Source organism: Rhizorhabdus sp. (assembly GCF_018006725.1).
GTDB lineage: Bacteria > Pseudomonadota > Alphaproteobacteria > Sphingomonadales > Sphingomonadaceae > Rhizorhabdus.
Genome location: NZ_JAGMXV010000148.1, coordinates 1 through 12,403, shown reverse-complemented (window position 1 = coordinate 12,403; position 12,403 = coordinate 1). Strand labels below are relative to the sequence as shown.

The 12,403-nt window shown below is 67.4% G+C and carries 13 protein-coding genes and 1 pseudogene; 10 read left to right on the top strand and 4 right to left on the bottom strand.

Annotation, left to right across the window (positions count from 1 at the left end; all coding sequences use genetic code 11):
- Positions 1-338, top strand: a pseudogene (locus KAY22_RS18160) (UDP-glucose 4-epimerase GalE); the annotation flags it as partial.
- Positions 339-351: 13 nt separating this feature from the next.
- On the opposite strand, the gene KAY22_RS18155 reads toward KAY22_RS18160, so the two are convergent.
- Positions 352-1,008, bottom strand: a complete 657-nt coding sequence (locus tag KAY22_RS18155) for a glutathione S-transferase (protein WP_296624709.1) — start codon at positions 1,006-1,008, stop codon at positions 352-354.
- Between the two features lie 135 nt (positions 1,009-1,143).
- Between KAY22_RS18155 and phaZ the strand changes: the two genes are divergently transcribed.
- Positions 1,144-2,361, top strand: a complete 1,218-nt coding sequence (gene phaZ, locus KAY22_RS18150; RefSeq protein WP_296624708.1) for a polyhydroxyalkanoate depolymerase — start codon at positions 1,144-1,146, stop codon at positions 2,359-2,361.
- A gap of 299 nt (positions 2,362-2,660) precedes the next feature.
- On the top strand, positions 2,661-4,631 hold the full coding sequence (locus KAY22_RS18145; RefSeq protein WP_296624707.1) for an oligopeptide transporter, OPT family: 1,971 nt from the start codon (positions 2,661-2,663) through the stop codon (positions 4,629-4,631).
- A 15-nt stretch (positions 4,632-4,646) separates the two neighbouring features.
- On the opposite strand, the gene gluQRS is transcribed toward KAY22_RS18145, so the two are convergent.
- Entirely contained in the window at positions 4,647-5,504 is an 858-nt protein-coding gene (gluQRS, locus tag KAY22_RS18140) for a tRNA glutamyl-Q(34) synthetase GluQRS (protein ID WP_296624706.1), read from the bottom strand.
- Positions 5,505-5,677: 173 nt separating this feature from the next.
- Here gluQRS and KAY22_RS18135 point away from each other — a divergent pair, with 173 nt between their 5' ends.
- Entirely contained in the window at positions 5,678-6,244 is a 567-nt protein-coding gene (locus KAY22_RS18135; RefSeq protein ID WP_296624705.1) for an HNH endonuclease, read from the top strand.
- A gap of 114 nt (positions 6,245-6,358) precedes the next feature.
- Positions 6,359-6,703, top strand: coding sequence for a PilZ domain-containing protein (locus KAY22_RS18130; RefSeq protein WP_296624704.1), 345 nt, complete (start codon positions 6,359-6,361; stop codon positions 6,701-6,703).
- Positions 6,704-6,720: 17 nt separating this feature from the next.
- On the opposite strand, the gene KAY22_RS18125 is transcribed toward KAY22_RS18130, so the two are convergent.
- The gene (locus KAY22_RS18125) at positions 6,721-7,863 is read right to left on the bottom strand and encodes a M14-type cytosolic carboxypeptidase (protein ID WP_296624703.1); all 1,143 of its coding nucleotides are present in this window, start codon (positions 7,861-7,863) and stop codon (positions 6,721-6,723) included.
- On the bottom strand, positions 7,860-8,474 hold the full coding sequence (locus KAY22_RS18120; protein WP_296624702.1) for a DUF4136 domain-containing protein: 615 nt from the start codon (positions 8,472-8,474) through the stop codon (positions 7,860-7,862). Before KAY22_RS18120 ends, KAY22_RS18125 begins: the two co-directional genes overlap by 4 nt.
- A 263-nt stretch (positions 8,475-8,737) precedes the next feature.
- Between KAY22_RS18120 and ykgO the strand changes: the two genes are divergently transcribed.
- The 5 genes from ykgO to KAY22_RS18095 all read left to right on the top strand — a co-directional run bounded on the left by ykgO (position 8,738) and on the right by KAY22_RS18095 (position 12,357).
- The gene (gene ykgO / locus KAY22_RS18115; RefSeq protein ID WP_003046794.1) at positions 8,738-8,863 is read left to right on the top strand and encodes a type B 50S ribosomal protein L36; all 126 of its coding nucleotides are present in this window, start codon (positions 8,738-8,740) and stop codon (positions 8,861-8,863) included.
- Positions 8,863-9,486, top strand: coding sequence for an HAD family phosphatase (locus KAY22_RS18110; RefSeq protein ID WP_366514105.1), 624 nt, complete (start codon positions 8,863-8,865; stop codon positions 9,484-9,486). The genes ykgO and KAY22_RS18110 overlap by 1 nt, the downstream gene beginning before the upstream one ends.
- A gap of 507 nt (positions 9,487-9,993) precedes the next feature.
- Positions 9,994-10,533 (top strand): phosphatase PAP2 family protein, encoded by a 540-nt coding sequence (locus tag KAY22_RS18105; protein ID WP_296624700.1) that lies wholly within the window; start codon positions 9,994-9,996, stop codon positions 10,531-10,533.
- 132 nt (positions 10,534-10,665) lie between these two features.
- A complete protein-coding gene (locus KAY22_RS18100) occupies positions 10,666-11,742 on the top strand; it encodes an endonuclease/exonuclease/phosphatase family protein (RefSeq protein WP_296624699.1) in 1,077 nt (358 codons plus the stop codon).
- A 96-nt stretch (positions 11,743-11,838) separates the two neighbouring features.
- The gene (locus tag KAY22_RS18095; RefSeq protein ID WP_296624698.1) at positions 11,839-12,357 is read left to right on the top strand and encodes a hypothetical protein; all 519 of its coding nucleotides are present in this window, start codon (positions 11,839-11,841) and stop codon (positions 12,355-12,357) included.
- Positions 12,358-12,403: the final 46 nt, after the last annotated feature.

Here is a 12,403-nt window from a genome sequence, read left to right as displayed (position 1 = left end):
GGACCGGGGTGCGCGACTATATCCATGTCAGCGATCTTGCCGACGCGCATCTCCATGTGCTCGACACGCTGATCGCCGATCCGGCGCGCAGCCATGTCCTCAACTGCGGCTATGGCCGGGGCTTCTCGGTGCTCGAAGTGCTCGACTCGGTCGACCGGCTGGCAGGCAGCAGCATCGTCCGCCGCATGGAGCCGCGCCGCGCGGGCGACCCTGCCGCGCTCATCGCCGACAATAGCCGCATCCTTGCGACCACCCCCTGGCGCCCGCGCCTCGCTGACCTCGACACCATCGTCGCCCACGCCCTCGCCTGGGAAAGGACGCTGGCGGCGCGCGCCTGATCAGCGCCCTCCCTCAGAACTCCGCGTCGAGCTCCTCGACTTCCTCGGGCTCCTCCAGCGCCGCCTTGGTCCATTGCTGCATCAGCGGCCAGGCGATCACCGTGTCGCGATAGGCAGCGCAGGCCGGGGCGAGGGGGACGGCATAGGTGACGAAGCGGGTCGCGACGGGGGCGAACATCGCGTCCGCGACGGTGGGGCCCTCACCGAACAGCCAGGGGCCGCCATAGCGGGCGATGCAGTCCTGCCAGATCGTCTCGATCCGCTCGATATCAGGTCTGGCGCCGGCGAACAGGCGGAAGCTTTCGTGGCGGCTGCGCAGGTTCATCGGCAGGGCCGAGCGGAGGTTCTGGAAGCCGGAGTGGATCTCGCCCGAGATCGACCGGCAATGCGCGCGCATCAGCGTGTCGGCGGGATAGAGGCCGGCGTCGGGAAAGCGCTCGTGCAGATATTCGGCGATGGCGAGCGTGTCCCAGACGCTGGCCCCTTCATGGGTCAGCCGCGGCACCAGGACCGAGGGTGACAGCAGCAGCAATTCGGCGCGCTGGCCCGGCGCGTCGATCGGGACCATGTCCTCGCGCAGGTCGAGCCCGGCCATGCGGCACAGCAGCCAGCCGCGGAGCGACCAGGAGGAATAGTTGCGGCTGGACAGCGTCAGGACGGCTTGCGGCATCGGCACCCCCTTTTCGGTACCGAACATGCCACCAAAGAAAGCCAGGCGTCAAAAGTTCATGACGCAGTGCAACATTAAAATATTGGCAGACGACCAAAGTGCTGATTTATTGTTTCGGCAAGGGGGCGGCCGGCGATGTTGTACCAGTTCTTCCAGACGATGACCGACCTCGCCACCCCGATGCGATTGATGGCGGAGGCGGGGTTGCGTACCCGCCCGATGTTTGGTGCGCTGGCCCATGCGCCGCTGGCCAACAGCTTCTATGCGACGCTCGACATGGTCGCCAACACCAGACTGACTGCAGACCGTCCGGCGTATCGCATCGCCACCGCCCTGTGCGGCAATGGCGAGGTGCCGGTACGCGAGGAGCTGGTCGCGGCGACGCCCTTCGGCGACCTGCTGCGCTTCGCCAAGCCCGCGCAGGCGGTCGAGCAGCCCAAGGTCCTGCTGGTCGCGCCCATTTCGGGCCATTTCGCGACGTTGCTGCGCAACACCGTCGAGGTGCTGCTGCGCGACCATGACGTCTATATCACCGACTGGAAGAATGCGCGCGACGTGCCCCTGTCGGCGGGGAGCTTCGGCTTCGACGACTATGTCGACCATGTCGTCCATTTCCTCCAGGAAATCGGCCCGCCCGTGCATATGGTCGCGGTGTGCCAGCCCTGCGTACCCGCACTGGCCGCGGTGGCGCTGATGTCCGAAGATGCCAATCCGGCCTGCCCGCGCAGCCTGACCCTGATGGGTGGGCCGGTCGACGTCCGGATCAATCCGACCGCCGTCAACGATCTCGCGACCGGCAACAGCTTCCAATGGTTCGAGGACAATCTGATCCACAATGTCCCGCTGCGTTATGAGGGGCGCGGACGGCGGGTTTACCCCGGCTTCCTGCAGCTCAGCGCCTTCATGGCGATGAACTCCAGCCGCCATTTCGAACAGCACCGGGCCCTCTACCAGCATCTCGCCGATGGCGAGGAAGAGCAGGCGCGCGCGATCCGGGACTTTTACGACGAATATTTCGCGGTGCTGGACCTCACGGCCGAATTCTATCTCGAGACGATCGACCGGGTGTTCCAGCGCGCCCTGCTCGCCAAGGGCGAGCTCGAACATCGCGGCCGCCGGATCGATTGCGGCCGCATCCGCCGCACCGCGCTGCTGACGGTCGAGGGGGAACGCGACGATATCTGCGCGGTCGGGCAGACCGCTGCGGCGCATGATCTCTGTTCGGGGCTGCGCCCGCACATGAAGCGCCATTATCTGCAAGCCGGCGTCGGCCATTATGGCGTGTTCAGCGGGCGCCGTTGGGAAGGTCAGATTTATCCGCAGGTGCGTGCGCACATCCTCGCCGCCTCCTGATCGCCATCGCGCGCTCCACCCGTTTTCCTGCCGCAGGCAAAAAAAGAGGCCGGTCCCGAGGGGCCGGCCTTGAAAGTTTTAGGAGAGGATGCCTGAAAGGCCCGACCTTTGTGCGCCTGCGAACATGATTCGGCAAGCAAAAAATGTGCAGGTGCGAAAAGAATTTGCAAACGTTTGAATCCGTCGTTTTTTCGGGTTTCATCTGTGTCAGTTCACTGCACCTGCGTTGAACCCAAGCCGCCATTGCCAGGATGGCCGTGGGGGAGCATGCAGGCGGGACACGGCAGCGAGGTATGCGAATGACGGCGAAATCTGGCCCGACGGTGCGGGAGCTTACGCTGCGCGGGGTGCTGCTCGGTATCGCGATCACCTTCGTCTTCACGGCGGCCAACGTCTATCTCGGGCTCAGGGTCGGCCTGACCTTCGCGACCTCCATCCCCGCCGCCGTCATCTCTATGGCGCTGCTGCGTATGGTGCGGGGCAGCACGATCTTCGAGAATAACATCGTCCAGACGGTGGCCTCGGCAGCGGGCTGCATCGCCTCGATCATCTTCGTCCTGCCGGGTCTGGTGATGATCGGCTGGTGGCAGGGCTTTCCCTTCTGGCAGACCTTTCTGCTGTGCGCCTCGGGCGGCATGATGGGTGTGGTGCTGTCGGTGCCGTTGCGGCGCGCGCTGGTGACCGGATCCGACCTTCCCTATCCCGAGGGCGTCGCAGCGGCCGAGGTGCTCAAGGTCGGTACCCAGACCGCTGAAGGCGCAGCCGAGGCGCGTGCCGGGCTGCGGACGATCGGGCTGGGCTCGCTTGCCTCGATCGGCTTCGCACTGCTGGGCGCGACCAAGCTGGTTGCGGCCGAAGCGTCGACCTGGTTCCGCATCGGCGGTACCTCTGCCGCTACCGGCATCTCCGCGTCTCTGTCCTTCGCGCTGCTCGGCGCCGGCCATCTGGTCGGGCTGTCGGTCGGCCTTTCCATGGGACTGGGCCTGCTGATCGCCTTCGGAGTTGCCACCCCGATATTGTCGGCGATTGCCGCGGCGCCCGGCCCCGCCGAGGACGCTGCGCTGGCCGTGTTCGGCGGGCAGGTCCGCTTCTTCGGTGCCGGTGTGATCGCGGCAGCGTCGATCTGGACGCTCGGCAAGCTCGCCCGCCCGCTCTGGCAGGGCATGTCCGACGCTCTCGCGGCATCGCGCCGTCGGAAGGCCGAAGGCGCGCTGCTACCGATCGAGGAGCGCGACATGCCGGTCGGCTGGCTTGCCGTCATCGTCGCGCTGGTCGCGTTGCCGATCCTTGCCCTGCTCTGGCATTTCCTGCGCAGCGGTCCACTCGCCGGCCTGGCGCTGCCGCTGTCCTTTGCCTTCTACGTCTATGTCCTGCTGATGGGCGGCTTCGTCGCGGCGGTGTGCGGCTACATGGCCGGGCTGATCGGATCGTCCAACAGTCCGGTGTCCGGGCTGGCGATCCTGGCGGTGCTGGGATCGGCGCTGTTGCTGGCGGTGGCGGTGCGGCCGCTGGCGGGGGCCGAGGCCGGGCCGCAGCTGGTCGCCTTCGCGCTGTTCGTGACCGCGCTGGTGCTGGCCTGCGCGGTGATCGCCAACGACAATCTTCAGGATCTCAAGACCGGGCAGTTGATCGGTGCCACGCCGTGGAAGCAGCAAGTCGCGCTGATGATCGGTACGCTCGCCGGATCGGCGGTGATTCCGCCGATCCTCGACCTGCTCAACCGCGCTTATGGCTTCGCGCCTCTGCCCGGCACCGGCCTCCCCAGCCCCGCATCGCCGCTTCCGGCCCCGCAGGCGACACTGATCGCTGGGCTCGCGTTGGGCATATTGGGCGAAGGACTCGACTGGAACATGATCTTCCTGGGGGCGGTCGCCGGCCTGCTGCTGGTGGCGCTCGACGGGCTGCTGGGCCGGCGCGGGTTGCTGCGCCTGCCGCCGCTGGCTGTGGGAATCGGCATCTATCTGCCGATGTCGGCGACCTTGCCGGTCGTGATCGGCGCGGTGATCGGTCATCTCTACGAACGGCGCCACCGCGAGGGCGCCGGGCAGCGGCTGGGCGTGCTGCTCGCTTCGGGCTTCATCGTCGGCGAAAGCCTGTTCGGCGTGCTCCTCGCCGGGTTGATCGTCGCGACCGGCAGCGGCGAGCCGCTGGCGCTGGTGGGCGGCGGCCATCCGGGCGTCGCCATGGCCGCCGGGGCTCTACTTGTCGCGCTGCTGCTGGCCCTGCTCTACCGGGGAACGGCTCGTACCGCCGCGCGCATCGGCGGCTGAGCCCGGCTTTACCGATCAGGCCGTGGCGCGCGCCTCGCGCAGTTGTGTCAGGATCGCGGCCGGGTCTGCCCCCGCCTCGCGCATCGATGCCAGCGACGGCGATCCTGCGCGCTTCGCCAGGCGATTGCCGTCCGCATCGGTCAGCAGGCCATGATGGTGATATAAGGGTGTCGGCAGGCCGAGCAGTGCCTGGAGGAGGCGATGGACATGCGTCGCCTCGAACAGGTCGCGGCCGCGCACCACGTCGCTGATCCCCTGCGCCGCATCGTCCACGGTGACGGCGAGATGATAGCTGGTCGGCGCATCCTTGCGCGCGAGGACGACGTCGCCATGCACTTCGGGACGCGCCGTCACGCGGCCAGCCTGTTCATCATGCCAGTGGAGCGGCCCGGCCAGGGCCGCGCCGCGCGTGCAGTCAAGCCGCCAGGCATGGGCCTCACCCGCCGCGATCCGGGCGGCACGCTCGTCGGCCGACAGGGCGCGGCACAGCCCCGGATAGAGCGGGCCGTCGGGACCATGGGGTGCACTCGCGCTGGCGGCGATCTCGGCGGCGATGCGCGCGCGGGTGCAGAAACAGGGATAGATCAGGTCCATCGCCTTCAGCCGGTCGAGCGCGGCGGCGTAGAGCGGCAGGCGCGCCGACTGGAACAGTGGCGGCTCGTCCCAGTCGAGGCCCAGCCAGTGCAGATCCTCGATGATGCCCGCAACATGCTCGGGCCGGCAGCGCCCCGGATCGATATCTTCGATCCGCAGCAGGAAGCGGCCACCGCCCGCCCGGGCAAGGTCATGCGCGCGCATCGCCGAATAGGCGTGGCCCAGATGCAGGCGACCCGTCGGGCTGGGCGCGAATCGGGAAATCAGCGGCGCGTGCATTCGGGCTCTTGACGGGGAGTCAACGGAAATGCTGTCATGCCCATGTCACGCTTTCCGGCGAAAGAGTGGCCACAGAGGACGCGGCCGGTTCGGCCATAGGCGTTCCGGTGTGCGAACGGAAGGTCGAGGGCGAAGCGACCGGTTCTCCACTTTGCGGGAGGCCTGGTTCGACCATGTACCACTCCGATCTCATGCGCCATCCGGACAGTTGCCCGGCGCTCGTTCTCAATGCCGACTATACCCCACTCAGCTATTATCCGCTGTCGCTGTGGAACTGGCAGACGGCGATCAAGGCGGTCTTCCTCGAACGGGTCGACATCGTCTCCCATTATGATCGCGAAGTGCGCAGTCCGAATTTCTCGATGAAGCTGCCCTCGGTCATCGCGCTGCGCCAATATGTGCGCCAGTCGGAGCACCCGGCCTTCACCCGCTTCAACCTGTTCCTGCGCGACCGCTTCTCCTGCCAATATTGCGGAGCCACCACCGACCTGACCTTCGACCATGTCATCCCGCGCGCCCAGGGCGGGCGGACGACCTGGGAGAATGTCTCCACCGCCTGCGCGCCGTGCAATCTGCGCAAGGGCGGACGCACGCCGCGTCAGGCGGGCATGCGCCTGTTCGAGACGCCGCGTCGTCCGACCAGCTGGGAATTGCAGGAAAATGGGCGCAGCTTTCCGCCCCATTATCTGCACCAGAGTTGGCGCGACTGGCTCTATTGGGACATCGAGCTGGACGCCTGACACCGCTGGCCAGATTGGCCGTTGCCCGTGCGGAGCGACCTCAGTAAAACCCCTTAGGTGATCGCGATCGATTGCGACCGGCGGCGGGGGCCGTCGGGATCGACGCGGCAGGGGATGTCTATGTTTTCTTCGGAGGTCGTGGTCCGTCAAGGTCGATGCCGCAGGACGGCACCCCGGCATGCCGCAGCGTTCGAAACGCAGATCCGCCTGAGAACCGCCAGCCGCGCGCCCTGTCGTATCATAGACATTTCCGCAGGCGGTGCCCGGCTGCGGCTCTATCAGGATCTCGAACCTGAAACCTCGATCGGCCTGGCGCTGCCGGGACGCGGGCTGGTCGATGCGCACATCGTCTGGGCCGATGGCCGCGAGGCGGGTTGCCGCTTCGATCGCCCCCTCGACGAGGCGACGGTGGCACTGCTGCAGGCGAGTGCCACCGAACGCGGCGCCGCCAGCGCCTGAGCGGGCGACCGGCGCGATCAGCCCCGCGCCGGCACCTCGTCCAATATCTGGTGCAGTGCGTCGAGGCAGGCACGCCCGAGCCGCATCGATCGTTCGGGCGACCAGCCATGCTCGGGATCGGGCAGGTCGTCATTCTCCTTGAACGGCATTTCCAGCGTGGTCGACACGCAGCCGAAGCGCTGGGCGAGCTGGTTGGTCGACATCGCGAGATTGGCCTTGCCCTTCGGTGCGATTCCATAGCCGTGGCGCGTCTGGAAATCGGGCGTGCAGCGCGCCAGCGTGTCGCGGAAGAGATGATAGAGGCGGCCCTGCTCCTCGGTCCAGCCGGGGATGCCCTCGAAACCAGCGATGAAGGCGTGGGGGATGGCCTCGTCGCCATGGACGTCCATCGCGAAGTCGACCCCGGTCTGGTCCATACGCTGGAGCACGCACAGCACTTCGGGGCTGCGCTCGGCGGTCGGGGCCGCCCATTCGCGGTTGAGGTTCACGCCCGCCGCATTGGTGCGAAGATGCCCGCGCCGCGACCCGTCGGGGTTCATGTTGGGGACGATGTGGAAAGTGGCGCGCTGGCGCAGGCTGCGCGCGACCGGATCATGCGGATCGGTCAGCCGCTCGAGCGCGCCTTCCATCCACCATTCGGCCATCGTCTCGCCCGGATGCTGGCGGGCATAGAACCAGACCGTCTTTGGCCCTTCGCCCAGCGTCAGCAGGTCGATATCCTGTCCGTCGAGCGTCTCGCCGATCCGCTCGTGACGGACACCCGGCCGGCCGGCGATGCGCGCGACCAGATCATGGTGCCGTTCCATCGAATAGGGCGCGAAATAGGCGAGCCAGACGGCGTCGGCCTCGGGTGTGATCTCGATCGTCAGCGCGCCATCGGCATAGCGGGTCTGCACCCGGCGCCACGTTTCGCGGTCCGATGAGGCGCAGGCGCGGTAATTGGCCCAGCCTTCCGGATAGGCGGCGCCACCGGCATTGCCGATGCGCAGCACCAGCGGAACGCCCTTCGCGCCCGTCAGGCGGAAGTGGAACCACTGGTAGAAGTCGGACTGATGGTCCTTTACGATGGCCAGGTCGAAACGGTTTCCCTCGCGCCCGAGGACCGCGATATTGCCGCTGTCGAAGCTGCTCGAAATGGCGATGCCGTCAAATGCTGTCATTTCACCGTGATAGTCTCGCCCGAACGGCCGGGGAAGTCCCTGAACAGGGCCGAGGCGAGACGGGCAACGGCGGCTTCGGGTGCCGATTCGGGCGCGCCGTCGCGCGAAATGGTTTCGGCGCGGCCTTCCCAGATGACGGTGCCTTCGGAGCGGCGCTTGATCTGCACCGACAGGCGGGTGGCGACGTCCATCCGCTCCTTCGACTTGCCGATCGGGAAGCTGACCGATCCGCCGAGCCCGACGCCGGTACCGCCGCCCCAGCCACCGCCGCTGCTGCCGCCCAGGCCGATCGACATCGACGATCCGCTGCGCTGGCCTGTCGGGCGCCAGTTGCGCTCGACATCGACGACCGCGACTTGCTCGGACTTGGCGATGTCGGGGGCGATGCTGAAATTCTGGCGCTGCAGCTCGTTCGCCACGATGCGCGCATAGGTCTGGAATTCCAGATCCTTGGCCAGGGTCGGATCGCGCGAGGTCACCGCGATTTCGCCCGATGCGATCGGTTGGCCCAGATGGAATCGGGTTACGCGGACTTCGGGGGTTTGCGCCGCGCAGCCGGCCAGCGCCGCCGCGCAACCGAGCAGGACCGCCTTGGACATAATCGACTTCATTCCGAACCTCCCGGCCATGGTCTCCGGCCACATCCTGTGATCAACGCCGCAGCATCGTTTTGGGTGCATCATGAAAACTGGACTGTCCATGAACGATTCGCCGCGACAACGGGCGAGGGGTGGCCCACGACGATGGAAACAGGGCCGATTTGCAGGATTGGCACAGGCGGCCGGGCAAATCAGACATTGACTCATCGGCGGCCAGACCATAGGGGGACGCCTCGTTTTTCAACATATCAGGTTAGAAAGCAGGCGCGTTCGCCATGAAGATCCGCAATTCGCTCAAGTCCCTCAAGGACCGCCATCGGGATAACCGCGTGATCCGTCGCCGTGGCCGCACCTATGTGATCAACAAGACCAACCGCCGCTTCAAGGCGCGTCAGGGCTGATCACCCCGCCGGTCGAACGTCGCACGCGCGCCGTCATCTTCGATGTCGGCAACGTGCTCTACGACTGGAATCTCCGGCAGTTCTTCGAGAAGCTCGTGCCCGCGCACGAGCTCGAACTGTTTCTGCGCGACGTCGTCACGCTCGACTGGCACAACCAGCATGATGCCGGCCAGCCTTTCGCCGAGACGAGCGCGGAGCTGATCGCGCAATGGCCGCGCTTCGCCGATGCGATCGCGGCCTTCGGCCCTCGCTTTTCCGACACCGTCACCGGCCTGCTGCCGGGCATGGGCGAGATCGTCCGCGCGCTGCATGCGCGCAGCGTACCGCTCTATGCCATCACCAATTTCAGCGACGAATTCTGGCCGCCCTTCCGCACGCGTGAGGCGGCGATCTTCGACCTGTTCGAGGACGTCGTCGTTTCGGGCACCGAGCGCCTGGTGAAGCCCGATCCCGCCATTTACCGCCTCGCCCTCGGCCGCTTCGGCCTTGCGCCGCACGAGGCGATCTTCATCGACGATCGCGCCGACAATGTCCGCGCGGCCGAGGCGCTGGGCATCGCCGGGCATCACTTCCGCGGCGCCGAACCGCTGCGCGTCGAACTGGAGCGGCACGGCCTGCTCTGACCGCCGCCGGGCTGCCCGCACATTTTTTCGTTCTTTGACCTCGATCAAATGCGAATCGCTCCCGGCCCGCCAAACTCCTCCCATCAGACGAGGAGACAGCGACATGATCAGCTTCATCGGTGACCATTATCTCTACCTTCCGGTGGCGGCAGCCCTCGTCTTCATGCTGGTGGTGAGCGTCGTCAGCATCGAGGACGCCTTCCGCAGGAATTGACCCTTTCGGCCTGGCCGGAAACGGCGGCGTCTACATCCCCTCCTCCTGGACGCCGCCGTAAGAATCGCCCGACCCCTCTCGGGCGTGGGGGGCCGTCCGGCCTAGGCCGGGCAGCTCGGCCCGCACCTCCGCAGATCGTCCCGACGCACCCTCGGGGACGATAGGCGGCAGGGCGGGCCGTTTCCCGTTTCTCCGTCCTTCCCTTTTGTTCATCCCGGCTCGACCAAGGTCGAACTGCGGGCGTCCTTCGTCGGCTTCGTCTCGCTCCGTCACGAATGACGATGGGGTGAGGGATGAAGGGCAGTCTATGGGTTGCAGTCGCTTGTCTGGCGACGCTGGGCGCGACAGACGCGCACGCATCTGACCGGAGCTGGGACAAGGCCAGCTCGATCGTCCGCAATGCGGTGGTGGTTTCGGCGCTGGGCGTCCCGGCGGTGCAGGGCGACTGGACCGGCAGCCTGCAGGCGGGCGCCAGCGTCGGCGCCGCCTTCGGCGCGGCGGAGGGACTGAAGCGGCTCTTTCCGGAGACGCGACCCGACGGCAGCAACGACAAGAGCTTTCCGTCCGGCCACACCGCCAGCGCCTTTGCGGCGGCGGCCTCGCTCCAGAACCGCTATGGCTGGGAGGTCGGGCTCCCCGCGCAGATCGCGGCGGCCTTCGTCGGCGTCGCCCGGGTGAAGGCGCGCAAGCATCACTGGTATGACGTCGCTGCCGGGGCTGCGCTGGGCGAGGCCTCCGGCTTCCTGATCACCAGCCGGCGCGACGACCGCGTGAAAGTCTTCCCCTGGGGCGATGGCGGCGGCGGTGGCCTCGGTCTGGCGATGCGCTTCTAGGCCCAAAGCGCGCCGTCCGCCGCAACGCGGCTTGGCACTGCCGCCCGATCCCGCCATGAGCCGCGCCGAGGTACAGGAGGCGGGATGCGCGATCGGGTGACAAGGATGACCGGTTTGCTGAGGCGGAGCGCAATGGCGCTGCTGGCCCTGTCTCTCCTGTCTCTCCTGTCAGCCTGCGCCACTCCGCTGCCGCGACGCGCGCTGGACTGTCAGCAGGCCGAGCCGCCGAGGCTGACACGATCGGCGGACGGACGCTTCACCACCACCGAGCTGTCGGTGCTGACCTATAATGTCGAAGGGCTGAGCTGGCCCGCCCGCTCGGGACGCGGACCGCAACTGCGCGAGATCGGGCGGCGTCTGGCGCAGATGCGCGCGGAGGGGCGCGCGCCCGACGTCGTCCTGTTTCAGGAGATGTTCAGCGGCCCGGCCAAGACGGCGCTGTCCGACAGCGGCTACCCGGCCATAGCCGGCGGCCCGCGCCGGATGACTCCGGCCGGCCCCGCCACGCGCGAAAAACTGCCCGGGCGGACCCGCTGGCTGCTCGGCGAACTGGGGCTGAAGCTTACCAGCAGCGGCCTCGCTATCGCCTCGCGCTACCCGCTGCTCGATCATCGCGCCGAGGCCTATGGCCGCCGCTCCTGCGCGGGGATCGATTGCCTTGCCAACAAGGGCATCATGCTGGTCCGGCTCGGCATTCCGGGCGTGCCGGTGCCGGTCGACCTCTACAACACCCATATGAACGCGCGCGGCGCGTCGAAGGCGTCGAACGTCCGCAACGTCGCCGCCCATGACCGGCAGGCACTCGAAGCCTCCTTCTTCATCCGGCGCACCCATGACGTCGCGCACCCGCTTCTGTTCGGCGGCGACTTCAACATGCGCAAGTCGGAGGAGCGCTGGGAGAATTTCTCCCGCTATCAGTCGCTCGGCCTCGTGCACGAATATTGTCTCGGCGGCGCGCATGGTTGTGACGTCCGGATGTCGTGGGACGGGGACGAACCGTGGATGGACACGCAGGACCTGCAATTCTTCCAGCCCGGCGACCGCGTCGCGATCCGCCCGGTTCGGGTCGAGGCGATGTTCGATGGCGGACCGAGCGGGCCCGAATTGTCGGACCATGACGGCTTCCTCGTCACCTATGAACTGCGCTGGCCGTCTGACATGACCCCCTCCGGCACCTGTCCGGCGGTCGGCCTGTCGCTCGACGGCTGATCGGCGACCCTGACCTTAACGAGGGCTGGGCAGCGGGGTCCCGCTGCGCGAGGCTGCCAGCGACCGACCCGAGTCGGCATAGACAGGAGAGCGAGCATGGCACGGATCGACCTGCCCGAGGGCCCCGAGAGCGACTGGGAAAAGATGTGGAGCCTGCTGCCCCCCGCCACGGGTGAGGCGGCCAACCGGTTCAGCGACCTGATCCAGTCCGACACGATGCTGTCGGTGCCCGAGCATGAGGCGGCCCGCATCCGCATCGCCCATCTCAACGGCTGTGAGCCTTGCTCCGGCGCGCGGATCGCCGACATGGCGGCGTTCGGGCTCGACGAGGCCTTTTATCGCGACGTCGACGATCCCGCGCTGCGCCACCTCTACCCGCCGCGCATCGCGCTCGCGATCGGCTTCGCCGAACGCTTCGTCGCGGGCAAGCAGGCGTTTGACGAGGCGTTCTGGGAGGAGATGCGTGCGGCGTTCAGCGCGGCCGAGATCGCCGACCTGACCGCCTCCTGCGCGAAATGGCTCGGCCTCGGGCGGATCAATGCCGTGCTCGACCTCGCCGTCGCCTGCCCGACCCGGATCGCCCCGCCACGCCATGCGGCGCGCGTGCCGGCCTGATCGCCATAGTCTGATCCCAGGGGCGGGCGTCAGCGCCCGCCTGCGC